Raw genomic sequence first — 24,928 nt, forward strand, 5'->3', positions numbered from 1 at the left:
AGGAGCGCTCCATGATTCGGCATACCGCTGAACTCACCCCGGCCGGCACCAGTTATCTGGCGACCGGCCAGGGCCACCCCGTGGTGTTGATCCACGGCGTGGGCCTGAACAAAGAAATGTGGGGCGGCCAGATCGTTGGCCTGGCCACGCAATACCGGGTGATCGCCTACGACATGCTCGGACACGGCGCCAGCCCGCGACCGGCCAGCGGCACCGCCCTGCTCGGTTATGCCGATCAGTTGCTGGAGCTGCTCGACCACCTGCAATTGCCGCTGGCATCGGTAATCGGTTTTTCCATGGGCGGTCTGGTGGCGCGGGCCTTCGCCCTGCATTACCCGCAGCGCCTGAAAAGCCTGGTGGTGCTCAACAGTGTGTTCAACCGCAGTGAAGAGCAGCGTGCCGGGGTCATCGCCCGCACCGCGCAGGCTGCCGAACATGGGCCGGACGCGAATGCCGAAGCGGCACTGTCGCGCTGGTTCAGCCGTGAATATCAGGCGGCCAATCCGGCGCAGATCGCCGCGATCCGCCAGACCCTGGCCGGCAATGATCCGCAAGGCTATCTGACCACCTACGAATTGTTCGCCACCCAGGACATGTACCGCGCCGACGACCTGGGCAGCATCCAGGCGCCGACGCTGATCGCCACCGGCGAGCTGGACCCCGGATCGACCCCGGAAATGGCCGAGCAACTGGCCGCGCGCATTCCCGGCGCGAAGGTTGCCGTGTTGTCCGAGCAACGGCATATGATGCCGGTAGAGTCGCCTCGGCTGGTGAACCAGACGCTGCTGGAATTTCTCGAAACCGCACACGCCCGACAAAACCATATAAAGGGGATCGTTGCATGACACTCGCACGCTTCCAGATGTGCATCGGCGGAGAATGGGTCGACGCCCTCTCTGGCAAGACTTTCGAAAGCCTCAACCCGGCACTGGCCGAGCCTTGGGCCGAGCTGCCCGACGCCGATGAGGCCGACGTCGAACGCGCCGTGCAAGCCGCGCAGACTGCATTCGACAGCCCGGCATGGCGCGGCCTGACCGCCACCGCGCGCGGCAAACTGCTGCGGCGTCTCGGTGACCTGATCGCTGAAAACAAGGAACAACTGGCGCAGCTGGAAAGCCGCGACAACGGCAAACTGATCCGCGAAACCCGGGGTCAGGTCGGTTATCTGCCGGAATTTTTCCACTACACAGCAGGCCTTGCAGACAAGCTCGAAGGCGGCACCCTGCCGCTGGATAAACCTGATCTGTTTGCCTACACCGTGCACGAAGCCATGGGCGTGGTCGCCGCGATCATTCCGTGGAACAGCCCGCTGTATCTGACCGCGATCAAACTGGCCCCGGCCCTCGCCGCCGGCAACACCATCGTGATCAAACCATCGGAACACGCCTCGGCAACCATTCTGGAGCTGGCGCGCCTGGCTCTCGAAGCCGGGATTCCACCGGGCGTGGTCAACGTCGTCACCGGCTACGGCCCTAGCACCGGCGCCGCCCTCACCCGCCATCCGCTGATCCGCAAGATCGCCTTCACCGGCGGCGCGGCCACGGCCCGGCATGTGGTGCGCAGCAGCGCCGAGAACTTCGCCAAGCTTTCGCTGGAACTGGGCGGCAAGTCGCCGAACATCATCTTCGCCGACGCTGATCTGGACAGCGCGATCAACGGTGCGATTGCCGGGATCTACGCGGCATCGGGCCAAAGCTGTGTATCCGGCTCGCGATTGCTGGTGCAGGACGAGATCTACGACGAATTTGTCAGCCGACTGGTAGAACGCGCCCAGCGTATCCGCATCGGCAACCCGCAGGACGACAGCAGCGAAATGGGCCCGATAGCCACCGCGCAGCAACTGGCGGTGGTTGAAGGTCTGGTGGCTGATGCCATCGCTGAAGGTGCGCGCCTGCGACTGGGTGGCAAGCGGCCGAGTGGCGTCGGTGACGGCTGGTTCTACGAACCGACGCTGTTCGAGTGCGACCGCAACTCGATGAAGATCATGCAGGAAGAAGTCTTCGGCCCGGTGGCCTCGGTCATCCGCTTCAAGGACGAAGCCGAAGCGCTGGCGATTGCCAACGACTCGCAGTTCGGCCTTGCCGCCGGCATCTGGACCCGTGATCTGGGCCGCGCCCATCGCCTGGCCCGGGACGTACGCTCGGGGATCATCTGGGTCAACACCTACCGCGCCGTGTCGGCGATGGCACCGATCGGCGGCTTCAAGAACAGTGGCTATGGACGCGAAAGCGGCATCGATTCGGTGCTGGCCTACACCGAACTGAAAACGGTGTGGATCAACCTCTCCCAGGCACCGATGCCTGATCCGTTTGTGATGCGTTAGGAGTCCTGCGACATGATCGAACCCGGCATTTACAAAGACGTCATGAGCTCGTTTCCGTCCGGGGTCACGGTGGTCACCACCCTCGACCCCGACGGCGGCATCGTCGGTATCACCGCCAGCGCCTTCAGTGCGCTGTCGATTGATCCGGCGCTGGTGCTGTTCTGCCCCAACTACGCCTCCGACACCTACCCGGTGCTGCGCGACAGCAAGCGTTTCGCGATCCATTTGCTGTCCGCCGACCAGACCGCCGAGGCCTACGCCTTCGCCGGCAAAGGCAAGGACAAGGCCAACGGCATCGACTGGCATTTGAGCGAGCTCGGTAACCCGATCCTCGCCAAGGCCACGGCGATCATCGAGTGCGAACTGTGGCGTGAATACGACGGTGGCGATCACGCGATCATCGTCGGGGCGGTGAAGAATCTGATCCTGCCGGCGCAACCGGTGACGCCGATGATTTATCACAAGGGCAAGCTCGGCGCGTTGCCGACGCTGGGTTGAGCGGAGGACACATGAGCAACGAAAAATATGAGCAGGGCCTGAAGATCCGCACCCAGGTGCTCGGCGAAGCCTATGTGCAGCGCTCGATCGAGAACGCCGACGACTTCACCCGCCCGCTGCAGGAAATGGTCACCGAATACTGCTGGGGCCATGTCTGGGGACGCGAAGGCCTCTCGCTCAAGGAGCGCAGCATGATCAACCTGGCGATGATCTCCGCGTTGAACCGCCCGCATGAACTGAAACTGCATGTGCGCGGCGCCTTGCGTAACGGCCTGAGTCGTGAGCAAATACGCGAAATTCTGCTTCAGGTCGGTATTTATTGCGGCGTCCCGGCAGCCGTGGACAGTTTCCGGCTTGCCCGTGAAGCCTTCGCCGAAGCCGACGCCGAGGCCTCCAGTTAACCCCTCGGCTGTTTTGATGCCCGTCTGGCATGGACAGCCACACTAAAGAGCGGACCCCATGAAACGCCTGCCACTCGACGACAGCTTCAAGGTCAATCGCAACCCCGTCACCCTGCGCGAAATCGTGCTGGATAAACTGCGAAGCGCCATCATGAACTTCCAGCTGCTGCCGGGCGATCGCCTGGTGGAGCGCGATCTGTGCGATCGCCTGGGCGTGAGCCGTACGTCGGTGCGTGAAGCCTTGCGTCACCTGGAATCCGAAGGCCTGGTGGAGTTCGCCGACGCCAAGGGCCCGCGCGTGGCGATCATCACCCTCGCCGATGCGGTCGACATCTATGAACTGCGCTGCGTGCTCGAAGGCCTGATCGTCCAGCTGTTCACCCTGCGCGCCAAGGCCAAGGACATCAAGGCCCTGGAAAAAGCCCTCGACGAGAACCGCAAGGCGCTCAAGGATGGCGAGCTGCAACAGGTGATCGATTCGGTGCAGGGTTTCTACGACGTGCTGCTGGAAGGCTCCGGCAACCATGTCGCGGCCACTCAGCTGCGCCAGTTGCAGGCGCGCATCAGCTATCTGCGCGCGACGTCGGTGTCCCAGGAAAACCGTCGCGGCGCGAGCAACCAGGAAATGGAAAAAATGGTCGAGGCGATCAAGAGCGGCGATCCACTGGCGGCGCATCAGGCGTGCGTCGATCACGTTCGCGCCGCCGCTGCGGTGGCCCTCGATTATCTCAAGCGCAAGCAGGAGGAAACCGGCACCGATCTCAAAAGCACTCCGCCGATCACCCTGCCCATCGCGCTGAAAGAACCGCGCATAGGTCACTGACATGTTCAGCCCGAGCTTTTGCCCGAAATGCGGTGGCGCTGACCTCGGTCAGCAGGTGCCGCCGGGCGATACGCACGAGCGCCTGATGTGCCGCGGCTGCGGCTACATTCACTATGTGAACCCGAAAATCATCGCCGGCTGCATCATCGAGCAGGACGGCAAATACCTCTTGTGCCAACGGGCGATCCCCCCGCGCCCCGGCACCTGGACCCTGCCCGCCGGTTTCATGGAAAGCGGCGAAACCACCGAACAGGCCGCCCTGCGCGAAGTCTGGGAAGAAAGCGGCGTACGCGCGGAAATCGTCTCGCCGTATTCGATCTTCAGCGTGCCGAAGATCAGCGAGGTCTACATCATCTTCCGCGCCCTCGCGCTGGAAATCACCGGCCAGTACGGCCCGGAAACCCTCGACTACCAGTTCTTCGCCCCCGAAGACATTCCATGGGACCAGATCTACTACCCGGCGATCCGGCAGATCCTCGAACGCTACATCGAGGAACGCCAGGCCGGGGTGTATGGCATGTACATGGGCAATGACGACAGCGGCAAGATTCATTTCATGCGTTGACAGTCACCTTCCTCCTTTTCTGATCGTTCCCACGCTCCGCGTGGGAATGCAGCCCGGGACGCTCCGCGTCCCTGAAGTGCCGAACGCGGAGCGTCCGAAGAGGCATTCCCACGCAGAGCGTGGGAACGATCAGAGGTCGTGCTGCTTACGGCGCCATCCCTTCCACAATGATGATCTCCGCCTTCGCCCACTCCTCGCGGTAGCTCTTCGCTTCCTGATACGCCGCCGAGCGATAGCACGCCACCGCCTGCTCGTAGCTGTCGAATTCAATCACCACACTGCGCTGGGGCGTCGCCCGCCCTTCCATTGCTTCGCTGCGCCCGCCTCTGGCTAAAAACTTCGCACCAAACTCGGCGAACGCTTTCGGCGCGCGCTGGGTGTATTGGCTGTAGTGATCGGGATCGGTGATGTCCACGTGAGCAATCCAGTACGCCTTCATAGTGACCTCTTGGTTGAATTTGTATTATGGTATACCACGAATTTCATCCCTATCGAGAGTCCAGCATGGCCTTCAACAGCATCGAAGAAATCATCGAAGATTATCGCCTCGGCAAAATGGTGTTGCTGGTCGATGACGAGGATCGGGAAAACGAAGGCGACCTTCTTCTGGCCGCTGATCGTTGCACGCCCGAGGCAATCAGTTTCATGGCCCGTGAGGCTCGGGGGCTGATCTGCCTGACGTTGACTGACGATCACTGCCAGCGCCTGGGGCTGGAGCAAATGGTGCCGAGCAATGGCAGCGTGTTCAGTACCGCGTTCACGGTTTCCATCGAAGCGGCGGTCGGCGTGACTACCGGGATTTCCGCTGCTGACCGCGCTTGTACGGTGGCCGCTGCGGTGGCGCCAAATGCTCGCGCTGAAGACCTGGTGCAGCCCGGCCACATCTTCCCGCTGCGCGCCAAGGAAGGCGGCGTGCTGACCCGGGCCGGCCACACCGAGGCCGGTTGTGATCTGGCTCGACTCGCCGGGTTCACGCCGGCCTCGGTGATCGTCGAAGTGATGAACGACGACGGCACCATGGCCCGCCGCCCGGATCTGGAAGTCTTTGCGCGCAAGCACGGGATCAAGATCGGCACCATTGCCGACCTGATCCACTATCGCCTGAGCACCGAACACACCATCGAGCGTATCGGCGAACGGGAGCTACCGACGGTGCATGGCACATTCCGCTTGATCACCTTCGAAGATCGCATCGAGGGCGGCGTGCACATGGCGATGGTCATGGGCGAATTGCGCCGCGAAGAGCCGACGCTGGTACGTGTGCATGTGATCGATCCGCTGCGTGATCTGGTTGGCGCCGAATACAGCGGGCCGACGAACTGGACGCTATGGGCAGCGCTGCAACGGGTCGCGGCCGAAGGACATGGCGTGGTCGTGGTGTTGGCCAATCATGAGTCGTCGCAGGCGTTGCTGGAGCGGGTGCCGCAACTGACTCAACCCCCACGGCAGTTCAGTCGCTCGCAATCGCGGATCTATTCGGAGGTCGGCACCGGGGCGCAGATTCTGCAGAACCTGGGCGTCGGCAAGCTGCGTCACCTGGGCCCGCCGCTCAAATACGCCGGTTTGACCGGCTACGATCTTGAGGTGGTCGAGAGCATTCCGTTCACCGAATAACCCCGTTTGCCAGATAGCCGGTAAGGCAAAGTGCTTGCACAATGTTTGGAATACCATAATATGATATTCCATAGACCGGGCGACCTGAAAAACCGTCCAGCTACTGCTCCCGACAGGCGGGCAACAACGCAAGCCCGCTCAAAAACACAACAATGAGGGCGTAAAAATGGTGTTGAACAAAGCTGCAACCGCGATTCTTCTTGCGGGACTGCTGAGCGTGACCGGTCAGGCCGCGATGGCCGCCGAGAGTGTGAACTTTGTCAGCTGGGGCGGTAGCACCCAGGATGCGCAGAAACAGGCCTGGGCCGATCCATTCAGCAAGGCCAGCGGCATCACCGTTGTGCAGGACGGCCCGACCGACTACGGCAAACTCAAAGCCATGGTCGAAAGCGGCAACGTGCAATGGGATGTGGTCGACGTTGAAGCCGACTTCGCCCTGCGCGCCGCCTCCGAAGGCCTGCTCGAACCCCTCGATTTCAAACAGATTCAGCGCGACAAGATCGACCCGCGTTTTGTCAGCGACTACGGCGTCGGTTCGTTCTTCTTCTCCTTCGTCCTCGGTTATAACGAGGGCAAGCTCGGCGCCAACAAGCCGCAGGACTGGAGCGCGCTGTTCGACACCAAGACCTTCCCCGGCAAACGCGCCCTGTACAAATGGCCAAGCCCCGGCGTGCTCGAACTGGCGCTGCTCGCCGACGGCGTGCCGGCCGACAAGCTCTACCCGCTGGACCTGGATCGCGCCTTCAAGAAACTCGACACCATCAAGAAAGACATCGTCTGGTGGGGCGGCGGCGCGCAGTCGCAGCAACTGCTGGCCTCCGGTGAAGCGAGCATGGGTCAGTTCTGGAACGGCCGGATTCATGCCCTGCAAGAGGACGGCGCACCGGTCGGCGTGAGCTGGAAACAGAACCTGGTCATGGCCGACATTCTGGTCGTGCCAAAGGGTGCGAAAAACAAGGACGCGGCGATGAAGTTCCTGGCCAGCGCCAGCAGCGCGAAGGGTCAGGCCGACTTCTCCAACCTGACCGCCTACGCCCCGGTCAACGTCGACAGTGTGCAGCGTCTGGACTCGACGCTGGCCCCGAACCTGCCGACTGCCTACGCTAAGGATCAGATCACTCTTGATTTCGCGTACTGGGCCAAAAACGGCCAGGCCATCGCGACACGGTGGAACGAATGGCTGGTCAAATGAAAATGGCGGCCACCGCGTCCCGTCCCTCCACTGCCACCGGGAGCGCCGCGAGCGCTGCCGGGTCGGCCGCCGGAAAAAAGGCGAGTGCCATGGCGCAAGCCCCGTCCCTCAAGCAACGCTGGCGCGGCGCCGGCAACCTCGCGCCGGCGCTGCTGTTCCTCGGTCTGTTTTTTCTCGCGCCGTTGATTGGCTTGTTGCTGCGCGGCGTGCTGGAACCGGTGCCGGGCCTTGGCAACTATGAACAACTGTTCGCCAACTCGGCTTATGCCAGGGTGCTGTTCAACACCTTTTCAGTGGCCGGACTGGTGACCGTGTTCAGCCTGCTGCTGGGTTTTCCGCTGGCGTGGGCAATCACCCTGGTGCCACGGGGCTGGGGCCGCTGGATCCTCAACATCGTGCTGCTGTCGATGTGGACCAGCCTCCTCGCCCGCACCTATTCGTGGCTGGTGCTGTTGCAGGCTTCGGGCGTCATCAATAAAGCGTTGATGGCCATGGGCATCATCGATCAGCCGCTGGAAATGGTGCACAACCTGACCGGCGTGGTGATCGGCATGAGCTACATCATGATCCCGTTCATCGTGCTGCCGTTGCAGGCGACCATGCAGGCCATCGATCCGATGATCCTGCAGGCCGGTTCGATCTGTGGCGCCAGCCCGTGGACCAACTTCTTCCGGGTGTTCCTGCCGCTGTGCCGGCCGGGTCTGGCGTCCGGTGGGTTGATGGTGTTCGTGATGTCGCTCGGTTACTACGTCACCCCGGCGCTGCTGGGCGGGGCGCAGAACATGATGCTGCCGGAATTCATCATTCAGCAGGTGCAGTCGTTCCTCAACTGGGGCCTGGCCAGCGCCGGCGCCGCGTTGCTGATCGTCATCACGCTGGTGCTGTTCTACGTCTACCTGAAGCTGCAGCCGGAATCCCCGGTTGGCGCCAGTAACGCGAGGTAAGCCGACATGCTCCTGACGCCCAATGCCATGAGTCGCCGGATGCGCTTCGGCCTGTATTTCACCACCGGGCTGATCGGCCTGTTCCTGCTGTTGCCGATCGTGTTCATCGTCCTGCTGTCGTTCGGTTCGTCCCAGTGGCTGGTGTTCCCGCCACCGGGCTGGACGCTGAAATGGTACGTGCAGTTCTTCTCCAACGCCGACTGGATGAGCGCAGCACTGGCCAGCCTCAAGGTCGCGGTGCTGACCACGATCTGCGCCGTCGCCCTCGGTTTGCCGACGGCCTTTGCGCTGGTGCGCGGACGCTTCCCCGGCCGGGAAATGCTCTACGGTTTGTTCACGCTGCCAATGATCGTGCCGCTGGTGATCATCGCCGTGGCGGTGTATGCGCTGTTTCTCAAGCTCGGCTACACCGGGACGATGTTCGCCTTCGTCGTCAGCCATGTGATCGTCGCACTGCCGTTCACCATCATCTCGATCATCAACTCGCTGAAGCTGTTCGATCAGTCGATTGAAGACGCGGCGGTGATCTGCGGGGCGTCACGCCTGCAAGCGGTGTTCAAGGTGACCTTCCCGGCGATTCGCCCGGGGATGGTGGCCGGCGCCCTCTTCGCCTTCCTGGTTTCCTGGGACGAAGTGGTGCTCAGCGTGATGATGGCCAGCCCGACCCTGCAAACCCTTCCCGTGAAAATGTGGACCACCCTGCGCCAGGACCTGACGCCCGTGATCGCCGTCGCTTCGACGCTGCTGATCGGCCTGTCGGTGTTGGTCATGGTGATCGCCGCCGCTCTGCGCCGGCGCAACGAAATCAGCGCCTGAGCGCCAGGAGTACGACATGAGTGCCGTGATCAAAGACGCATCCCAGCAGAACGACAAACCCCTGGTCAGCCTGCGCAACCTGAACAAGCACTACGGCGATTTCGCCGCCGTGGACAACATCTCGCTGGACATCAAGGACGGCGAATTCCTGACCTTCCTCGGCTCCAGCGGATCGGGCAAAAGCACCACGCTGTCGATGCTCGCCGGCTTCGAAACCCCGAGCAGCGGCGAGATCCTCGTCAACGGTCAGTCGCTGGTCAACGTGCCGCCGCACAAGCGCGACATCGGCATGGTGTTCCAGCGTTATTCACTGTTCCCGCATCTGTCGGTGCGCGACAACATCGCGTTTCCGCTGGCAATCCGCAAACTTGCCGCGGCCGAGCGTGACAAACGTGTCGATGCGATGCTGAAACTGGTGCAGCTCGAGCAATTCGCCCATCGCCGTCCTTCGCAACTCTCCGGCGGCCAGCAGCAACGGGTCGCCATTGCACGGGCACTGGTTTACGAGCCACGCATCCTGCTGATGGACGAACCGCTCGGGGCGCTGGACAAGAAGCTTCGCGAAGACTTGCAGGATGAATTGCGCCAGTTGCACCGCCGTCTTGGCATCACCATCGTCTATGTGACTCACGATCAGGAAGAAGCCATGCGCCTGTCCCAGCGCATCGCGATTTTCAGTCACGGCAAGATTGTCGGGCTCGGCAGCGGTTATGACCTGTACCAGAATCCGCCGAATGCGTTTGTGGCGTCGTTCCTCGGCAACTCGAATTTCCTCAAGCTCAAGGCTCAGGGCAACGGCGCGGCGAGTTTTGAAGGGCAGTCGCTGTCGATTCGCCTGACTGCCGGATTGCAGACCGGGCAGGATGTGCTGCTGATGGTGCGTCCGGAGAAGGCGTTGGCGTTGAGTGTGCAGCAGGCGGCCAGCGAGCCATTGGCGGCAGGTTGGAATGAGGTGTCGGCGAAGGTGGTCGAGGTGCTGTTTCTGGGTGAAAGTCAGACGTGCAGTGTGGTCACGTCGGGTGGCACGTCCATGACCGTGAAAGCATTGTCGGCGGCAGGGATGCCGTTGAAAGCCGGGGATCCGGTGCAGGTGCGTTGGGCGACGGCGGATGCTTGTGTCTATACCGAGTGGGCCGAAAGCGATCTGAACAAAGCCGCAGGCGCACACTGATTCAACAGATATTTGCGTGTCACTCTCTGGCCACCACAACGTCGGGTTGTGGTGGCCATTTTTTTAAACGATGGCCGTGTAGCCTTCGATCTGGTCCGGCCAGGCCGTCAACACTTCGAATCCGTCTTCCGTTACCGCCACCATGTGCTCCCACTGCGCCGACAACGACTGATCCTTGGTCACCACCGTCCAGCCGTCCGCCAAACTCTTCACATGGCGCTTGCCGGCATTGAGCATCGGCTCGATGGTGAAGATCATCCCCGCCTTCAACTTCAAGCCCTGCTCCGGATAACCGTAATGCAGCACTTGCGGTTCATCGTGATAGACCTTGCCAATCCCGTGCCCGCAATACTCGCGCACCACGCTGAAACCTTCCTTTTCCGCCAGGCTTTGAATCGCATGGCCGATGTCCCCCAACGTGGCGCCCGGCCGCACGACGCGGATGCCAGCGCACATGGCGTCGTAAGTGGTCTTGATCAGATGCCGCGCCTCAGGCGTCGGTTCGCCGACGACGTACATGCGACTGGTATCGCCGAACCAGCCGTCCTTGATCACCGCGATGTCGAGGTTGACGATGTCGCCGTCCTTCAGCAGCCGGCCCGATGGAATGCCGTGGCAGACCACATCGTTGACCGACGCACAGACGGTTTTCGGGAAGCCGTGATAACCGACGTTGGCCGGAATGGCTTTCTGCACATTGACGATGTAGTCATTGCACAAGCGGTCGAGCTGATCGGTGGTGACGCCAGCCTTGACGTGCGGCACCAGCATCGCCAGAACCTCGGCGGCCAGTTGGCCGGCCACGCGGGACTGGGCGATCTCGGCCCGGGTGTTGATCTTGATCGGGTTTCTCATGCCTTGGCTGCCTCTTGAACCGGGACGTTCTGCGCGGCATCGGCCAGGGCACAGATTTGTTGCAGATCCAGACCACCCGCCTGCTCGGCGCGAATCAGCAACCGGCAAATAGCGTGGTGATCAAGGTCGGGATAGAGCTCGGCGAGCATGCCAATGCGCATCCAATGCTCGGCCTGCGCGTTGATCGAGCGGCTGAGTGCGTTGCTGGAGATGCGCAGATTCTCGTGCATGTCCTCTGAAATCTTCACGATGCCCATGGCAATATCCGATATGAAGTGTATATGGATCGTATATTAATCGGGCATCACCACGGATTGCAAACTTTGCTCGTCCACTAAATCGCAGGCAAAAAAAAGCTGCCGAAAGAGGCAGCCAAATCATGAAAAGCACGCGATGTATTGGGGCCAAGTATGGGCGGCCGATAATGACAGTGTCATGACAGCGATGAATTCATTGAACCGCCCCGCCCGCGTCATCAGGTTGTCATCGAACCCACGGCAGAATCCTCGCAAACCGTCCCGAGCCTCCCGACGGAAGATTTGCAAGGACTCCCATGAAAGAAGACACCTCGCTGTTTGCTGCCATCGACCTGGGCTCGAATGCGTTTCGCATGATGATTGGCCAGTCGGTGCGCAGCAGAAAGGGCTTCATGATTCAGGAGGTCAAAACCTTGCGCGAGCCGGTGCGGTTGGCCGAAGGGTTCGATGGCCGGGCACTGGATGAAATGGCGCTGGACCGTGGTTGGCAGGCGCTGGCACGGTTCGGCAAAAAGCTGCGCGGTTTCGAGCCCGGCCGTGTGCGAGCGGTTGCAACCAGCGCTGTACGCGAGGCGGACAACGCGCAGTTGTTCCTGGCCAGCGCAGAACGGCATCTGGGATTTCGCATCGATGTGATTTCCGGGCATGAAGAAGCGCGTCTGGTCTATGCCGGTGTGGCCCACACCCTGCCGGTCGCCGATGACATGCGACTGGTGGTCGACATTGGCGGTGGCTCCACCGAACTGATTCTCGGCCAGGGCTCGCAGCCGCTGCTGACCGAAAGCATTGCCATCGGCAGCGGCACCTTGAGCGCGCGCTACTTTCGCAATGGCGAGATTTCCGCCGGCGCCCTGCAAGAAGCCGAACGGGTGGCCATCCTGCAATTCGAAAAAGTCGCCCGTCGCTATCGCGCCCAGGGCTGGCAGCAAACGATCGGCTCTTCGGGCACCGCACGGATGCTCGCCAAAGTGCTCAAGGCCAATCGCCTGAACGATTACGGCCAAAACGGCATCACCTACGGTGGCCTGCTGCGGCTGTCGTTGCGCCTGCTGGAAGTCAGCAATGTTCAACAGCTGAAACTGGCCGGTCTGCAAGCCCATCGCCAGAGCATTCTGCCCGGCGGCCTGGTGGTCATGCTGGCGGCATTCAAGGTGTTCGGGATCGCGCAAATGGTGCCGTCCGAGCCGGGATTGCGACTGGGCGTTCTGCACGGTCTGATGAGCAATCACTGAGCGATTTTCGCTGCAGGATTTTCACTGCCGAATCAAGCCGTCCGTGACGCTGAAGACGCCCTTTGAATACTCAATGACGCCTCTGTATAAACCTCTGTAAATCGCACCCTTCACCTCTCTGATTTCGTTCTATCGTTAGATCGAAATGGCTGAATTGCACGCTGACTAATGGTTGCGACAGTTGATGTCTGCGCCTATGTTGCACGCGAGCTTTTCCCCCGCGAATGGAACGCGATCAACACCACAAAGAGGTGAAGAAATGTCAAAGGAATCACGCCCTGCCGTACTTGGGCTGATCGGCAATACTCCGCTGGTACAAGTCACCCGCTTCGATACCGGCCTGTGCACCCTGTTTCTCAAACTTGAATCCCAGAACCCCGGCGGATCGATCAAGGATCGTATCGGCCTGGCGATGATTGACGCCGCCGAACGCGACGGTCGCCTGCAACCCGGTGGCACGATCGTTGAAGCCACCGCCGGCAACACCGGCCTGGGCCTGGCGCTGGTCGGTCGCGCCAAGGGCTACCGTGTAGTGCTGGTCGTACCGGACAAGATGTCCACGGAAAAAGTCCTGCACCTCAAGGCCATGGGCGCCGAAGTGCACATCACCCGCTCCGATGTAGGCAAAGGTCACCCTGAGTACTATCAAGACGTCGCCGCCCGTCTGGCGAAAGACATTCCCGGCGCCTTCTTCGCCGACCAGTTCAACAACCCTGCCAACCCGCTGGCCCACGAATGCAGCACTGCGCCGGAAATCTGGGCGCAGACCGAGCATGACCTGGACGCCATCGTGGTCGGCGTCGGCTCGGCCGGCACACTGACCGGCCTGACCCGCTTTTTCAAACGCGTGCAGCCGGATCTTGAAATGGTCCTGGCCGACCCGGTCGGTTCGGTGATGGCTGAATACAGCCGCAGCAAGCACTTGGGCACCGCCGGATCGTGGGCGGTGGAAGGTATCGGCGAAGACTTCATTCCGTCGATCACCGACCTGTCGAGCGTGCGCAGCGCCTACTCGATCAGCGACGAAGAAAGCTTCGATCACGCCCGCCAGTTGCTGAAAGCCGAAGGCATCCTCGGTGGTTCGTCCACCGGCACCCTGCTCGCCGCCGCGCTGCGTTACTGCCGTGAGCAGACTGTGCCAAAACGCGTGGTCAGCTTCGTCTGCGACACCGGTACTCGCTACCTGTCGAAGGTCTACAACGACCAATGGATGACCGATCAGGGCCTGTTGCAGCGCAAACGCTACGGCGATCTGCGCGACCTGATTGCCCGACGTTTCGAAGACGGCAAAGTCGTCAGCGTCGGCCCGGACGATACGCTGATGACCGCGTTCCAGCGCATGCGCCTGGCCGATGTCTCGCAGCTGCCGGTGTTGGTGGATGGCAAACAACTGGTCGGCGTGATCGACGAATCGGACATTCTGGTGCGCGTCCACGAAGACGCCTCGCTCTTCAGCAAACCCGTCGCCCATGCGATGACAGACAAGTTGCAAACCCTCGCCCCCGGCGCCACGCTGGCTGAACTCGAAGCCGTGCTCAGCAGCGGCCTGGTGGCGATCATTGCCGACGCTTCCGGCTTCCACGGCCTGATCACCCGCGTCGACATGCTCAATCAGTTACGGAGATCCCTCGCATGAGTCAGCACGACAAGAACGCCCGCCCTCAGGGCTTCGCCACCCGCGTGATCCACGCCGGGCAAACGCCGGACCCGACCACCGGCGCGCTGATGCCGCCGATCTACGCCAACTCCACGTACCTGCAAGACAGCCCCGGCGTGCACAAGGGTTTCGACTACGGCCGCTCGCACAACCCGACGCGTTTTGCGCTGGAGCGTTGCGTGGCGGATCTGGAAGGCGGCACTCAAGCGTTCGCCTTCGCTTCCGGGCTGGCGACGATTTCAACCGTACTCGAACTGATCGACGCCGGCTCGCACATCGTGTCCGGCAATGACCTGTACGGCGGCACGTTCCGTCTGTTCGACAAGGTGCGCCAGCGCAGTGCCGGGCATCGTTTCAGCTACGTCGACCTGGCCGATCTGTCGGCGTTCGAAGCGTCGCTGCAGGACGACACGCGCATGGTCATGGTGGAGACGCCAACCAACCCGCTGCTGAGCCTGTCCGACCTCGCCGCCATCGCGCGCATCTGCAAGGCACGCGGGATCATCTGTGTGGCCGACAACACCTTCGCCAGCCCATGGATCCAGCGTCCGCTGGAACTGGGTTTCGACATCGTGCTGCACTCGACCACCAAATACCTGAACGGTCACTCCGACGTGATTGGCGGCATCGCGGTGGTTGGCGACAATCCTGCGCTGGCCGAGCGCCTGGGCTTCCTGCAAAACGCCGTCGGTGCAATCTCCGGCCCGTTCGACGCGTTCCTCACGCTGCGCGGTGTGAAGACGCTGGCGCTGCGCATGGAGCGTCATTGCAGCAACGCGCTGGAGCTGGCGCGCTGGCTGGAGCAACAGCCGCAGGTCAAACGCGTCTACTACCCGGGCCTGGAATCCCATCCGCAGCACGAACTGGCCAAGCGTCAGATGCGTGGTTTCGGCGGGATGATTTCCCTGGATCTGAACAGTGATCTGGCAGGCGCTCGCCGCTTCCTGGAGAACGTGCAGATTTTCGCCCTGGCCGAAAGCCTCGGCGGTGTGGAAAGCCTGATCGAGCACCCTGCGATCATGACTCACGCGACCATCCCGGCCGAAACCCGTGCCAAGCTCGGCATCGGTGACAGCCTGGTGCGTCTGTCGGTGGGCGTCGAGGACATCGAAGACCTGCGGGCGGATCTGGCGCAGGCGCTGGCCAGTATCTAACTCGCAAAAACGTCAAAGCCCGCACTAGGCGGGCTTTGGTGTTTGAGTAGGCGGCCAGTGCTGGTCTCTGGCTTACGAGGTTTATCAGGACTCTCACAGTACAGGCAATGTGCTCTGCTGCTTCACACGGCATAAGGGCTGGAACCCAGCGCGGGGTTCTTTCTAACCGTGTACCCTTCGGAACGCGCCCAACGCTTCCTCGCTATCCGCTTGCGCATCAGTCTGCGTCTTCGCCTACATGCTTGAGCCTAGCAAACACGCTGCTTTGCGCTACGCGTTTTTTAGATTGATTGTTTTCTAGCGCTGGCCTGCAAGGAAGGTAACCGACTATCGCCTTCAAGCCCCTTCAACCTGCCACCCGCCAAGGTCGAACTATACTTTTCAGTTCGCTGTCCGGATTTCATGTAAACCGTCGACACCTGTGCGCCTTGGGGTGCGCCCGTGCCAATCGCCAATCTGGTTAACCCCGGGCCAACGAGCCTTCCGTCGAGGAACCAATGACGGGCAATGCTCGGATGCTTTGTGGCTGATGGGTCGTGGAGAAAATCATGAAACACAAGCTTTGGTCAGGCGTCGTCCTGGCGGTCGCTGCATCGGTTGTGGTGATGCCCAGTGTCTGGGCTGCGCAGGCTCAGGCGCTGGCGTCTGATGGGGCGGATCATGTCAAAGCCGGGGCGGTTGCTTCGGATGGTTCGGATCATGTTGGCGCTGGCGCAGTCGCCTCTGATGGTTCCGATCACGTTGGCGCCGGAGCCGTAGCTTCTGACGGCTCCGACCATGTTGGCGCTGGAGCGGTGGCTTCGGATGGTTCGGATCATGTGGGCGCGGGTGCAGTAGCTTCAGATGGTTCTGATCACGTTGGCGCTGGGGCTGTGGCCTCCGACGGTTCCGATCACGTCGGTGCTGGCGCGGTGGCTTCTGACGGTTCTGATCACGTCGGTGCTGGCGCGGTGGCTTCTGATGGTTCTGATCACGTCGGTGCTGGCGCGGTGGCTTCTGACGGTTCCGATCACGTCGGTGCTGGCGCGGTGGCTTCTGACGGTTCCGATCATGTTGGCGCTGGCGCTGTAGCTTCTGACGGTTCCGATCATGTCGGTGCAGGCGCTGTAGCCTCTGACGGCTCCGATCATGTCGGTGCCGGCGCTGTAGCCTCTGACGGCTCCGACCATGTCCGCGCGGGCGCCCTCGCCTCCGATGGCGGCGATAAAGTGGGGGCCAGTCGATTCGCGTCCACTCGCGTTGGCGTAGGTTCTGACCAGGTCGCTTCCGCCCTCATGACGGGCAGCTATTCGGATCAGTTCAACAACCCTCAGTGATGCTTTTCGGCGCAATCGGCGGCCTGCCGATTGCGCCGCACTAGCACATTTGTGCTAATCGACCACCCCGTTCTCTGGCGTTATAGTCCCTCGCAACCCCCCGACACTCCCCAACATTGCCGCCGCGCAGTGCGCGGGATCGTTGTGCCTGGAAAAACAACAACACCAAGGAAGAAACACCATGAAACTGCACCTCAGCCTCGCCAAGATCACGGTTCTCGGTGCCCTGCTCCTCGGCGCCAGCGGTTGCCAGACCGCCAAACCCACCGAAGACAGCATGCGCGAACGTGCCCAGACCGTCATCGGCAAACCGGTCACCAAGATCGGCAACATCCGCAACGACAGCACGCTGACCTACTACACCGCCTACACCGCCGCCGGCGAATACAACTGCGAATTGCCCAGCGGCGCGATCATCGCGGTCGCCAGCATGGGCATCATGACGCCTCCGTTGTCTTGCCTGCCCAAAGGCGCATCGCCGATTCCGTACCAGTAGTCCGGCGCAGAAAAACCGTTCCAGCGACTCTTCTCATCCGGTAAAGGATTTCGTTCGATCATGAAAACACTCATCGCCACCCTCAGCCTCGCAGCCATGGTTCTCACCGGCTGCGCCACCCCCAAGCAATGGGAAGCCACCGGCGGCAGCAAGACCGACGGCGTTGTCCAGGTCTCCTATGAACTGGGCCAGTTCGAGAGCGGGCAAACCTCCGCCGCTCAAGGGTTGGCCACGGCTGAAGGCCGTTGCAAGGTCTGGGGCTACAAGAGCGCCGAAGTGTCCGGCTCGGAAAAAAACATCTGCCGCACCATGGGTCAGTACAACTGCCTGCAAACCACCATCACGCAGGACTATCTGTGTAAGCGCTGACCGCTTCGGTCTGCCGGTCGCGCAGCGCACGCAAGGTCGCGCGCAGCTCGGCCGGGCGTACCGGCTTGGACAGAATGGCGATCTGGCGGTCATGCAGGGCCGCCTGGATTTTTTCGATGTCATGCCCGGTGATGATCATGGCCGGCACCGCATATCCCCGCTGACAGCGAACCTCATCGATGCACTCGATGCCGGTACTGTGCGAACCGAGGTCATAGTCGGCAACGATGATGTCGCAGTCCGTTACCAGACCCTGCCCGCTCAACTCGGCCTGCACGATACAGCCCCAACGCTCGAGCAACGCCGAGGTGGCCAGCAGAACGTTGCGATCATCTTCCACCAGACACACCTTCAAACCCGTCAGCAAACCGACTTGCCTGGCCTCCTCACGATTGACCGGAACCTGTGGCGGCGCCAGCGGCAGCCCATGCAAGGTCACCGCCGTGCCATGCCCCAGCCGTGAGCGGATCGCGACGTCGACACCGATTAACTGCCCCAGACGCCGGACAATCGACAGCCCCAGGCCCACACCTTCAACGTCCTTGTCGCGCAACTGGCGAACCCGATAAAACTCCTCGAACACCTTGGGCAAATGCACTTCGGCGATGCCGTTGCCCCGGTCATAGATCGTGATGGCCAACCCCGCGCCGCGCTTGCGCACACCGATCAGCACCGGCCGGTGCGCGCCGTATTTGAAGCAATTGGAGAGCACGTTCTGGACCATGGTCGCCAGTAGTGCCGGATCGGTGTGCACCCAATGCTCACAAGGCCGCAGACGCAACTCAACCCCGGCCCAGCGCGCGGCTTCGGAGTTCTGGCGGACCTGATCTGCCAGCCACTCGCCCAATTCGAAAGTCTGCATCCGGGGCAGAATCCGCCCGTTGTCGAGGGTGTAGAGATCGAGAATCGAACGAAACAGCTGCGACACGTTGAGCAGCGAACGGTCGATGCTGTCCACCAGCCGTCGCTCCTCCTCGCCCAGCCGCGACTCACGAAGACACGCGGTAAACAACCCGATGGAATGGATCGGCTGGCGCAGGTCATGACTGGCCTGGGCCAGGAAACGTGACTTCTCCAGATTGGCAGCGACCGCTTCTTCCGATGCCTTGCGCGTGCGCTCCAGCAGCAGGTGTGCATACACCGGAATTACCGTGCTGGTGATCATCAGCATCAACACCATGAACGGTTGCGCCTGCCAGTATGGCGTCAGCCGATAGACCGCCAACAGCGCCAGCAATGCCATTACCGTGGCAATCGCCAAGTAGCGCGAGCCATAGCGCATGCCGTTGCCGAGATTGACCCAGACCATGACGGCGTAGATGGGCAACGCCGCCTCGCCGCCGACCACCAGCCCGAAACTGGTGCCGGTGTAATCGTGGATCATGCCGAAAATCCGCCGCGCCGGATAATGCCCGGGCCAGCGCACGATGGCCTGGCGCAGCCCGATGGAGGCCAGCAGAAACAGGAAAATATAAGTGATCACCGGCAGATAAGTATCGAAGCGCTGACCCGGCAGGAAACCGAGCACGGCCATGTAAACCAACGCGATACTGGCGATGATGATGCGCAGATTCGCCTGATCGAGCTCGGTGTTTTTCTCGAACTTCATGGGGGAACGTCCTTGTGCGGCAGTCGTCATAAACAACACGAACCAACAGGCAATGCCTTCGCCCGGTGCTAAGGTGCATGCCGTGAGAAATGCGGACCCAGGGAGGGTTGTGTCATGACATGCCGCATCATCATAGCCGACGATCATCCGCTGTTTCGCGAAGCGATGGTACACACGGTCCGGCGCCTGTTGCCGGAAGCACTGATCGAAGAAGCCGGCGACCTGGAGGCGGTGCTCGCCCTGCTGCCATCCGGCAATGAGCCTGACACGCTGATCCTGGACCTGCGCTTCCCCGGCCTGACGTGTGTCAGTCAGCTCTCAGAGCTACGGCGGCGCTTGCCGCGAACCACCCTGATCGTGGTGTCGATGGTCGATGACGAGGCGCTGATCAGCGAGGTCATGGCCGCCGGCATCGATGGTTTCATTGGCAAGAACATCGCCCCCGACGAGATCGGCCAGGCAATCCTGGCGATCCGCGAAGGCGAAGTGCTGGTGAAGTTTGCCCCGTCCGGCCTGCTGCCACTGGAAAGCGGTGCCGCCCTCACCCCGCGCCAGCAGGATGTGCTGCGGCTGATCGCCCAAGGCAAGACCAACAAGGAAATCGCCCGTGAACTGGATATTTCTCCGTTCACGGTGCGGATTCATGTGTCGTCGTTGTTGCGTGCGCTCAACGTGCCGTCGCGGGCTGCGGCGGTGAAGTATTCGTTGAAGAGCTGACGCAGCATTTCCCTGCATTCATCTCCGATGATGCCTGTCTGGTTAACGGATCAACCTGCTCTCGCGACACGCCTGATACACCACGCTCGGCGCGTGCCCGGGCACATCATCCAGGGTATCGATGCTTAGCATGCCGATTCTCTCCAGGACTTTGATCGAAGCACCATGATCGGGCCTGACCACCGCAAAGACCTCGGGAACGGCCAGTTCGGCAAAACCGAAGTCAAGCGCCGTCCGACCCAGCTCTGTCGCATACCCCTGTCCCCAGGCTTTCGCGGCGAAACGATAGCCCAGATTCAAACGCTCGGTCTCCAGGTACAGACGCGCATCCAGACCGCCAAAACCGATCACGTCCTCCGGCGCGGCGCGAGTCGTGATCGCCCACTGCCCGTAGCCTTTCTGTGCCCAATGAAGCAGCCACTTTCCAAGCATCGTTTGTGCCTGGCCAATCTCGCGCATGGGGCCGGCCGGGTTGAACTGATTCGTCTGGGGATCGCCGTAAATGGCGAACAGACTCTGCAGATCCTCAGGCTGGGGAGCCCTGAGGATCAGGCGGTCGGTTTCTCGTGGAGGGACGCTTGTCATGGATCCACCTGCGCCATCAGTTCAGGCACCGATTCCGGCCGCTTGGCATAACGCTGCGCCAGCACCGCGCAGACCATCAATTGAATCTGATGGAACAGCATCAATGGCAGGATCAACACGCCAATCGTGCTGCCGGCAAACAGCACCTGTGCCATCGGCACGCCGGTGGCCAGGCTCTTTTTCGAGCCGCAGAACAAAATGGTGATGCGATCTTCCTGGCTGAAGCCGAATGCCTTGCCCAGCACCGTCGACGCCAGCAGTACCAGCCCCAGCAAGATGCAGCAGGCCACGACGAGACCGAACAGGTCGATCACCGGAATCTGATGCCAGATGCCTTCGTTGACGGCTTCACTGAACGCGCCGTAGACCACCAGCAGAATCGAGCCCTGATCGACGAATTTCAGCCAGTTCTTGTTGCGACCGACCCAGGCGCCGATCCAGCGGCGGGCGATCTGACCGGCGATGAACGGCAGCAGCAGTTGCACACTGATTTTCAGGATCGCGTCGACGGTCGAGCCGCCGTCACCATGCACATTCAGCAACAGCGTCACCAGCAACGGCGTAAGAAAAATCCCGAACAGGCTCGACGCCGCCGCACTGCAGATCGCCGCCGGAATATTCCCCCGGGCCAGCGACGTGAAGGCAATCGCCGACTGCACCGTGGCCGGCAGTGCACAGAGGTAGAGCATGCCCATGTACAGGTTGTCGCCTACCAGCGGCGACAGCAGCGGTTTGAGCGCCAGACCCAACAGCGGGAACAGGACAAAGGTCAGACCGAACACCAGCAGGTGCAGGCGCCAGTGGCCGGCCCCGGCGATGATCGATTCGCGCGAAAGCTTGGCGCCGTGCAGGAAAAACAGCAGCGCAATCGCGATGTTGGTCAGCCAGCCGAAGCCGACCGCAACCTGACCACTGGCGGGCAGGAAGCTGGCGAGCAGCACCACGCCGATCAGGGTCAGGGTGAAGTTGTCGGGCAAAAATCTTGGGCGCGTCATGGTTTGCTCATCCGGGGGTTGCCAGTACGTGGAAGCGACTCTAACGTGACTGGAAATTACCGACTAACGCCGAAGAGCCGCAAGATGCCGCCAAAAGGACACGACAAGAGCGTCAGACGCAGCATTCCCGGGCTGCCGAGCCTGCCGCGTCCGTTGTACGGGCGCACCGAATCACTGCCCAATCGCGCCCTGACCCGCCGCCACAGCCATCCGTGGGTGCAATTGTCTTACGCGATCCAGGGCGTACTTGAAGTGCAGACCGCCGCCGGTCGTTTCGTCGCTCCGCCAGAGCGGGCCGTGTGGATTCCGGCGGGGGTGCCGCATCGGGTATTCAGTTCGCCGCACACGGAAATGCGCAGCCTGTACATCGATTGCAGCGTGGCGGGTTGGGCGCTGGAGCGTTGTCATGTGCTCGGCGTCAGCGATCTTTTACGGGAGCTGATCCGGGCCTTCAGTCAGATTCCTGTCGAGTATGACCAGAGCGGCCCTCACGGACGCCTGGCGCAGGTGATCCTTGATCAATTGGCTGAAGCTCCTCAAATCGACCTGATGCTGCCACTGCCTCAGGACATCCGCTTGCGGCAGATATATCAAAGTCTCGAGCAACATCCGGAACAGCAGACCACACTCAGTCACTGGAGCGAAAAGTTCGGTGTGACCGAGAAAACCCTGAGCCGGCTGTTTCTGCGCGATACCGGTCTGACCTTTCGCGCATGGCGCCAGCGCTTGCGTTTGCTGGGCGCGCTGACACCGCTGGAGCGTGGCGAACGGGTCACTGAAGTGGCTCTGGCCTGCGGTTATGATTCGATATCGGCGTTCATCGCAGCCTTTCGCCAACAGTTTGGCGAGACGCCTGGAGAATTTTTTCGCTGATTTTTGTCGATATTTATCGAATTAGGACATGCCATTCGACAAACTTCAGGGTAGAGTTTCGTCCATCAAGAATGATTGACACGTTTCGACGATAACAATGATCAACCACCCTTTAGCGAACCTGTCGGCGGTAACAGCATGATCGAAGTCACTGAAGTCTCCATTGCTCAACTGCGCTCGGCGCTCGAATCCGGCCAGACCACTGCGGTTGAACTGGTTCAGGCCTATCTGGCGCGTATCGATGCCTATGACGGCCCGCAAACCGACACTGCCCTGAACGCGGTGATCGTGCGCAACCCCGAGTCCTTGAAAGAAGCTCAGGCGTCCGATGCCCGCCGCGCCAAGGGCGAAACCCTCGGTCCGCTGGACGGCATCCCCTACACCGCCAAGGACAGCTATCTGGTCAAAGGCCTGACCGCTGCGTCCGGCAGCCCGGCGTTCGCCGATCTGGTGGCCCAGCGCGATGCGTTCACCATCGAGCGCCTGCGTGCGGGCGGCGCGATCTGCCTGGGCAAGACCAACATGCCGCCGATGGCCAATGGCGGGATGCAGCGTGGCGTCTACGGCCGCGCTGAAAGTCCGTACAACGCCGCTTATCTGACTGCGCCGTTTGCTTCCGGCTCGTCGAACGGTGCCGGCACTGCCACCGCTGCTAGCTTCTCGGCATTCGGTCTGGCGGAAGAGACCTGGTCGAGCGGTCGCGGCCCGGCATCCAACAATGGCCTGTGCGCCTACACGCCGTCCCGTGGGGTGATCTCGGTGCGCGGCAACTGGCCGCTGACGCCAACCATGGATGTGGTGGTGCCCTACGCGCGCACCATGGCTGACCTGCTGGAAGTCCTCGACGTAGTCGTCGCCGAAGACACCGACACCCGTGGCGACCTGTGGCGCCTGCAACCCTGGGTGCCGATCCCGAGCGTCGCCTCGGTGCGCCCTGCTTCCTACCTTGATCTGGCGGTGAAGAGCGATGCGCTGGCCGGCAAACGTCTGGGCGTGCCGCGCATGTACATCAACGCCGACCCCGAGGCCGGCACCAGCGAAGCGCCCGGCATCGGCGGCCCGACTGGGCAACGTATCAACACCCGCGCCTCGGTGATCGATCTGTGGAAACAGGCACGTCAGGCCCTCGAAGCGGCCGGTGCCGAAGTGATCGAAGTGGATTTCCCGCTGGTCTCCAACTGCGAAGGCGATCGTCCGGGCGCACCGACCGTGTTCAATCGCGGCATCGTCTCCAAAGAGTTCATGCACCACGAACTGTGGGATCTGTCGGCCTGGGCATTCGATGATTTCCTGCGCGCCAACGGCGACCCGAAACTCAACCGTCTGGAGGACGTCGACGGGCCGAAAATCTTCCCGCACGACCCGGGCACCCTGCCCAACCGTGAAGGCGACCTCGCCGCCGGGATGGACCAATACGTGCGCATGGCCGAGCGCGGCATCACGCCGTGGGATCAGATTCCAACCCTGCCGGACGGCCTGCGTGGTCTGGAGAAGACCCGCAAGCTCGACCTCGAAGACTGGATGGATCGCCTCGGCCTCGACGCCGTGCTGTTCCCGACCAACGCCGACGTGGGCCCGGCCGACGCCGACGTCAACCCGGCCTCGGCGGACATCGCCTGGAGCAACGGCATCTGGGTCGCTAATGGCAACCTCGCGATCCGCCACCTCGGCGTGCCGACCGTCACCGTGCCGATGGGCGTGATGGCCGACATCGGCATGCCGGTGGGGCTGACGTTTGCTGGTCGTGCCTATGACGATTCGACGTTGCTGCGCCTGGCAGCGGCGTTCGAGGCGATCGGTTCGAAGCGTCTGGTGCCGCCGCGTACGCCGACGTTGAAGGCTCAATAAGCTCGTCGCGGGCTGAAATTGCTTCACCCGGGAAAACGGGTGCCATGAAGTATTTGTGGCACCCGCTTCTCCAACATGAAGAGTCAACGCATACATTCCAGCCTCACACAACTGTCAGTTCTAACAGTAGCCTCACAGAAAACGCACGAGTAGTGTGATGATTGATTGGTTTAATTAACAAACCAAGACAACATTTCACGAATGTTTTAACGGGGTGTAAACCATGAACAAAGATGAACTTCACAAAGCGCAGTACATCGATAAAAACCTGAGCCCTCTGTCTACCTCCAAAAAGAAACGTTCCGACGCCGAGCGTTTCACAGCAACCTTTAATCCTGCTCTCCCCTCCGGGGATAAAAATTTTACAGCAACTAAATTTATAAACGCTGAATTAGTTGATGGACATATCAGTGTACTTGGCAGTTCGGGTACAGGTGCCAAATTCAAGCAAATAGGTTTTTTATCAAGAACGGCACTCCAAGTGGAACTTACACTATTAGTGACTCTCAGCAAGCGACCGTCAGAGCAGCACTTATTGCAGAGCAAGTGGTTAGACATGCAAAAGGCGGCACTCTAATTTTAAAAATCAACAATGACTCTATTGCAGGCAAGGGCAAT

The 24,928-nt window shown here is 61.3% G+C and carries 27 protein-coding genes; 21 read left to right on the forward strand and 6 right to left on the reverse strand.

Annotated elements, in window-relative coordinates:
• The first annotated feature begins 11 nt into the window (after positions 1-11).
• From AC07VV_RS06350 to AC07VV_RS06375, 6 genes are read left to right on the forward strand one after another with little or no spacing between them, the layout of a single operon-like run.
• Positions 12-845, forward strand: a complete 834-nt coding sequence (locus AC07VV_RS06350; protein WP_495035691.1) for an alpha/beta fold hydrolase — start codon at positions 12-14, stop codon at positions 843-845.
• Positions 842-2,323, forward strand: coding sequence for an aldehyde dehydrogenase (locus tag AC07VV_RS06355; protein ID WP_495035692.1), 1,482 nt, complete (start codon positions 842-844; stop codon positions 2,321-2,323). Before AC07VV_RS06350 ends, AC07VV_RS06355 begins: the two co-directional genes overlap by 4 nt.
• Positions 2,324-2,335: 12 nt before the next feature.
• A complete protein-coding gene (locus tag AC07VV_RS06360) occupies positions 2,336-2,821 on the forward strand; it encodes a flavin reductase family protein (protein ID WP_085711335.1) in 486 nt (161 codons plus the stop codon).
• An 11-nt stretch (positions 2,822-2,832) separates the two neighbouring features.
• Positions 2,833-3,222: a carboxymuconolactone decarboxylase family protein gene (locus AC07VV_RS06365; RefSeq protein ID WP_007957404.1), complete on the forward strand. Its 390-nt coding sequence runs from the start codon at positions 2,833-2,835 to the stop codon at positions 3,220-3,222.
• 58 nt (positions 3,223-3,280) lie between these two features.
• The gene (locus tag AC07VV_RS06370) at positions 3,281-4,045 is read left to right on the forward strand and encodes a GntR family transcriptional regulator (RefSeq protein WP_495035693.1); all 765 of its coding nucleotides are present in this window, start codon (positions 3,281-3,283) and stop codon (positions 4,043-4,045) included.
• A gap of 1 nt (position 4,046) precedes the next feature.
• A complete protein-coding gene (locus tag AC07VV_RS06375) occupies positions 4,047-4,610 on the forward strand; it encodes an NUDIX hydrolase (RefSeq protein ID WP_495035694.1) in 564 nt (187 codons plus the stop codon).
• A gap of 145 nt (positions 4,611-4,755) precedes the next feature.
• Here AC07VV_RS06375 and AC07VV_RS06380 read toward each other — a convergent pair whose 3' ends face one another.
• Positions 4,756-5,049: a DUF1330 domain-containing protein gene (locus AC07VV_RS06380; RefSeq protein WP_495035695.1), complete on the reverse strand. Its 294-nt coding sequence runs from the start codon at positions 5,047-5,049 to the stop codon at positions 4,756-4,758.
• Positions 5,050-5,114: 65 nt separating this feature from the next.
• On the opposite strand from AC07VV_RS06380, the gene ribBA reads away from it, so the two are divergent.
• The 5 genes from ribBA to AC07VV_RS06405 all read left to right on the forward strand — a co-directional run bounded on the left by ribBA (position 5,115) and on the right by AC07VV_RS06405 (position 10,347).
• On the forward strand, positions 5,115-6,224 hold the full coding sequence (gene ribBA, locus AC07VV_RS06385) for a bifunctional 3,4-dihydroxy-2-butanone-4-phosphate synthase/GTP cyclohydrolase II (RefSeq protein ID WP_085711338.1): 1,110 nt from the start codon (positions 5,115-5,117) through the stop codon (positions 6,222-6,224).
• 166 nt (positions 6,225-6,390) lie between these two features.
• A complete protein-coding gene (locus AC07VV_RS06390; RefSeq protein WP_495035696.1) occupies positions 6,391-7,416 on the forward strand; it encodes an ABC transporter substrate-binding protein in 1,026 nt (341 codons plus the stop codon).
• The gene (locus tag AC07VV_RS06395) at positions 7,413-8,360 is read left to right on the forward strand and encodes an ABC transporter permease (RefSeq protein ID WP_495035942.1); all 948 of its coding nucleotides are present in this window, start codon (positions 7,413-7,415) and stop codon (positions 8,358-8,360) included. Before AC07VV_RS06390 ends, AC07VV_RS06395 begins: the two co-directional genes overlap by 4 nt.
• Before the next feature lie 6 nt (positions 8,361-8,366).
• On the forward strand, positions 8,367-9,176 hold the full coding sequence (locus tag AC07VV_RS06400) for an ABC transporter permease (protein ID WP_007957396.1): 810 nt from the start codon (positions 8,367-8,369) through the stop codon (positions 9,174-9,176).
• Between the two features lie 16 nt (positions 9,177-9,192).
• On the forward strand, positions 9,193-10,347 hold the full coding sequence (locus AC07VV_RS06405) for an ABC transporter ATP-binding protein (RefSeq protein WP_248740715.1): 1,155 nt from the start codon (positions 9,193-9,195) through the stop codon (positions 10,345-10,347).
• A gap of 63 nt (positions 10,348-10,410) precedes the next feature.
• Here AC07VV_RS06405 and map read toward each other — a convergent pair whose 3' ends face one another.
• Together map and AC07VV_RS06415 are read right to left on the reverse strand one after the other, a co-directional pair.
• Complete coding sequence (gene map / locus AC07VV_RS06410; protein ID WP_495035697.1) at positions 10,411-11,202, reverse strand: type I methionyl aminopeptidase; 792 nt, start codon at positions 11,200-11,202, stop codon at positions 10,411-10,413.
• Positions 11,199-11,459: a ParD-like family protein gene (locus AC07VV_RS06415; RefSeq protein ID WP_096820074.1), complete on the reverse strand. Its 261-nt coding sequence runs from the start codon at positions 11,457-11,459 to the stop codon at positions 11,199-11,201. Before AC07VV_RS06415 ends, map begins: the two co-directional genes overlap by 4 nt.
• Positions 11,460-11,755: 296 nt before the next feature.
• Here AC07VV_RS06415 and AC07VV_RS06420 point away from each other — a divergent pair, with 296 nt between their 5' ends.
• The 6 genes from AC07VV_RS06420 (at position 11,756) to yecR (ending at position 17,683) form a co-directional block, all read left to right on the forward strand.
• The gene (locus AC07VV_RS06420) at positions 11,756-12,691 is read left to right on the forward strand and encodes a Ppx/GppA phosphatase family protein (RefSeq protein WP_495035698.1); all 936 of its coding nucleotides are present in this window, start codon (positions 11,756-11,758) and stop codon (positions 12,689-12,691) included.
• Between the two features lie 259 nt (positions 12,692-12,950).
• A complete protein-coding gene (locus AC07VV_RS06425) occupies positions 12,951-14,327 on the forward strand; it encodes a pyridoxal-phosphate dependent enzyme (RefSeq protein WP_096820076.1) in 1,377 nt (458 codons plus the stop codon).
• Positions 14,324-15,502 carry a cystathionine gamma-synthase gene (locus tag AC07VV_RS06430; protein WP_085711347.1) on the forward strand — a complete coding sequence of 393 codons (1,179 nt, stop codon included), beginning with the start codon at positions 14,324-14,326 and terminating at the stop codon, positions 15,500-15,502. Before AC07VV_RS06425 ends, AC07VV_RS06430 begins: the two co-directional genes overlap by 4 nt.
• An 843-nt stretch (positions 15,503-16,345) precedes the next feature.
• The gene (locus tag AC07VV_RS06435) at positions 16,346-16,573 is read left to right on the forward strand and encodes a hypothetical protein (protein ID WP_495035699.1); all 228 of its coding nucleotides are present in this window, start codon (positions 16,346-16,348) and stop codon (positions 16,571-16,573) included.
• Positions 16,574-16,999: 426 nt separating this feature from the next.
• Entirely contained in the window at positions 17,000-17,314 is a 315-nt protein-coding gene (locus AC07VV_RS06440) for a hypothetical protein (RefSeq protein WP_495035700.1), read from the forward strand.
• Between the two features lie 60 nt (positions 17,315-17,374).
• Entirely contained in the window at positions 17,375-17,683 is a 309-nt protein-coding gene (gene yecR, locus AC07VV_RS06445; RefSeq protein WP_495035701.1) for a YecR family lipoprotein, read from the forward strand.
• Here the strand turns inward: yecR and AC07VV_RS06450 are convergent.
• Entirely contained in the window at positions 17,655-19,292 is a 1,638-nt protein-coding gene (locus tag AC07VV_RS06450; RefSeq protein ID WP_495035702.1) for an ATP-binding response regulator, read from the reverse strand. The two genes, yecR and AC07VV_RS06450, sit on opposite strands and share 29 nt — an antisense overlap.
• A gap of 114 nt (positions 19,293-19,406) precedes the next feature.
• On the opposite strand from AC07VV_RS06450, the gene AC07VV_RS06455 reads away from it, so the two are divergent.
• Positions 19,407-20,009 carry a LuxR C-terminal-related transcriptional regulator gene (locus tag AC07VV_RS06455; protein WP_495035703.1) on the forward strand — a complete coding sequence of 201 codons (603 nt, stop codon included), beginning with the start codon at positions 19,407-19,409 and terminating at the stop codon, positions 20,007-20,009.
• 42 nt (positions 20,010-20,051) lie between these two features.
• Here AC07VV_RS06455 and AC07VV_RS06460 read toward each other — a convergent pair whose 3' ends face one another.
• Complete coding sequence (locus tag AC07VV_RS06460) at positions 20,052-20,594, reverse strand: GNAT family N-acetyltransferase (protein ID WP_495035704.1); 543 nt, start codon at positions 20,592-20,594, stop codon at positions 20,052-20,054.
• Entirely contained in the window at positions 20,591-21,589 is a 999-nt protein-coding gene (locus AC07VV_RS06465; protein ID WP_495035705.1) for a bile acid:sodium symporter family protein, read from the reverse strand. The genes AC07VV_RS06460 and AC07VV_RS06465 overlap by 4 nt, the downstream gene beginning before the upstream one ends.
• Positions 21,590-21,673: 84 nt before the next feature.
• Between AC07VV_RS06465 and AC07VV_RS06470 the strand changes: the two genes are divergently transcribed.
• From AC07VV_RS06470 to AC07VV_RS06480, 3 genes are all read left to right on the forward strand, one after another.
• A complete protein-coding gene (locus AC07VV_RS06470; protein WP_495035706.1) occupies positions 21,674-22,462 on the forward strand; it encodes an AraC family transcriptional regulator in 789 nt (262 codons plus the stop codon).
• A gap of 138 nt (positions 22,463-22,600) precedes the next feature.
• Positions 22,601-24,310, forward strand: a complete 1,710-nt coding sequence (locus AC07VV_RS06475; RefSeq protein WP_495035707.1) for an amidase — start codon at positions 22,601-22,603, stop codon at positions 24,308-24,310.
• Between the two features lie 223 nt (positions 24,311-24,533).
• Complete coding sequence (locus AC07VV_RS06480; protein ID WP_495035708.1) at positions 24,534-24,887, forward strand: hypothetical protein; 354 nt, start codon at positions 24,534-24,536, stop codon at positions 24,885-24,887.
• Positions 24,888-24,928: the final 41 nt, after the last annotated feature.

The sequence above is a fragment of the Pseudomonas sp. GW821-FHT02C04 genome (genome assembly GCF_059421845.1).

Bases quoted from the DNA above. Each gene is read 5' to 3' on its own strand.
- AC07VV_RS06420 (WP_495035698.1), top strand. From the start codon at position 11,756: ATGAAAGAAGACACCTCGCTGTTTGCTGCCATCGACCTGGGCTCGAAT.
- AC07VV_RS06395 (WP_495035942.1), top strand. From the start codon at position 7,413: ATGAAAATGGCGGCCACCGCGTCCCGTCCCTCCACTGCCACCGGGAGC.
- AC07VV_RS06475 (WP_495035707.1), top strand. From the start codon at position 22,601: ATGATCGAAGTCACTGAAGTCTCCATTGCTCAACTGCGCTCGGCGCTC.
- AC07VV_RS06465 (WP_495035705.1), bottom strand. From the start codon at position 21,589: ATGACGCGCCCAAGATTTTTGCCCGACAACTTCACCCTGACCCTGATC.
- AC07VV_RS06375 (WP_495035694.1), top strand. From the start codon at position 4,047: ATGTTCAGCCCGAGCTTTTGCCCGAAATGCGGTGGCGCTGACCTCGGT.
- AC07VV_RS06425 (WP_096820076.1), top strand. From the start codon at position 12,951: ATGTCAAAGGAATCACGCCCTGCCGTACTTGGGCTGATCGGCAATACT.
- AC07VV_RS06360 (WP_085711335.1), top strand. From the start codon at position 2,336: ATGATCGAACCCGGCATTTACAAAGACGTCATGAGCTCGTTTCCGTCC.
- AC07VV_RS06450 (WP_495035702.1), bottom strand. From the start codon at position 19,292: ATGAAGTTCGAGAAAAACACCGAGCTCGATCAGGCGAATCTGCGCATC.
- AC07VV_RS06415 (WP_096820074.1), bottom strand. From the start codon at position 11,459: ATGGGCATCGTGAAGATTTCAGAGGACATGCACGAGAATCTGCGCATC.
- AC07VV_RS06380 (WP_495035695.1), bottom strand. From the start codon at position 5,049: ATGAAGGCGTACTGGATTGCTCACGTGGACATCACCGATCCCGATCAC.
- AC07VV_RS06355 (WP_495035692.1), top strand. From the start codon at position 842: ATGACACTCGCACGCTTCCAGATGTGCATCGGCGGAGAATGGGTCGAC.
- AC07VV_RS06480 (WP_495035708.1), top strand. From the start codon at position 24,534: ATGAACAAAGATGAACTTCACAAAGCGCAGTACATCGATAAAAACCTG.
- ribBA (WP_085711338.1), top strand. From the start codon at position 5,115: ATGGCCTTCAACAGCATCGAAGAAATCATCGAAGATTATCGCCTCGGC.
- AC07VV_RS06440 (WP_495035700.1), top strand. From the start codon at position 17,000: ATGAAACTGCACCTCAGCCTCGCCAAGATCACGGTTCTCGGTGCCCTG.
- AC07VV_RS06370 (WP_495035693.1), top strand. From the start codon at position 3,281: ATGAAACGCCTGCCACTCGACGACAGCTTCAAGGTCAATCGCAACCCC.
- map (WP_495035697.1), bottom strand. From the start codon at position 11,202: ATGAGAAACCCGATCAAGATCAACACCCGGGCCGAGATCGCCCAGTCC.
- AC07VV_RS06390 (WP_495035696.1), top strand. From the start codon at position 6,391: ATGGTGTTGAACAAAGCTGCAACCGCGATTCTTCTTGCGGGACTGCTG.
- AC07VV_RS06430 (WP_085711347.1), top strand. From the start codon at position 14,324: ATGAGTCAGCACGACAAGAACGCCCGCCCTCAGGGCTTCGCCACCCGC.
- AC07VV_RS06435 (WP_495035699.1), top strand. From the start codon at position 16,346: ATGGTTCTGATCACGTTGGCGCTGGGGCTGTGGCCTCCGACGGTTCCG.
- AC07VV_RS06350 (WP_495035691.1), top strand. From the start codon at position 12: ATGATTCGGCATACCGCTGAACTCACCCCGGCCGGCACCAGTTATCTG.
- yecR (WP_495035701.1), top strand. From the start codon at position 17,375: ATGAAAACACTCATCGCCACCCTCAGCCTCGCAGCCATGGTTCTCACC.
- AC07VV_RS06365 (WP_007957404.1), top strand. From the start codon at position 2,833: ATGAGCAACGAAAAATATGAGCAGGGCCTGAAGATCCGCACCCAGGTG.
- AC07VV_RS06470 (WP_495035706.1), top strand. From the start codon at position 21,674: ATGCCGCCAAAAGGACACGACAAGAGCGTCAGACGCAGCATTCCCGGG.
- AC07VV_RS06455 (WP_495035703.1), top strand. From the start codon at position 19,407: ATGACATGCCGCATCATCATAGCCGACGATCATCCGCTGTTTCGCGAA.
- AC07VV_RS06400 (WP_007957396.1), top strand. From the start codon at position 8,367: ATGCTCCTGACGCCCAATGCCATGAGTCGCCGGATGCGCTTCGGCCTG.
- AC07VV_RS06460 (WP_495035704.1), bottom strand. From the start codon at position 20,594: ATGACAAGCGTCCCTCCACGAGAAACCGACCGCCTGATCCTCAGGGCT.
- AC07VV_RS06405 (WP_248740715.1), top strand. From the start codon at position 9,193: ATGAGTGCCGTGATCAAAGACGCATCCCAGCAGAACGACAAACCCCTG.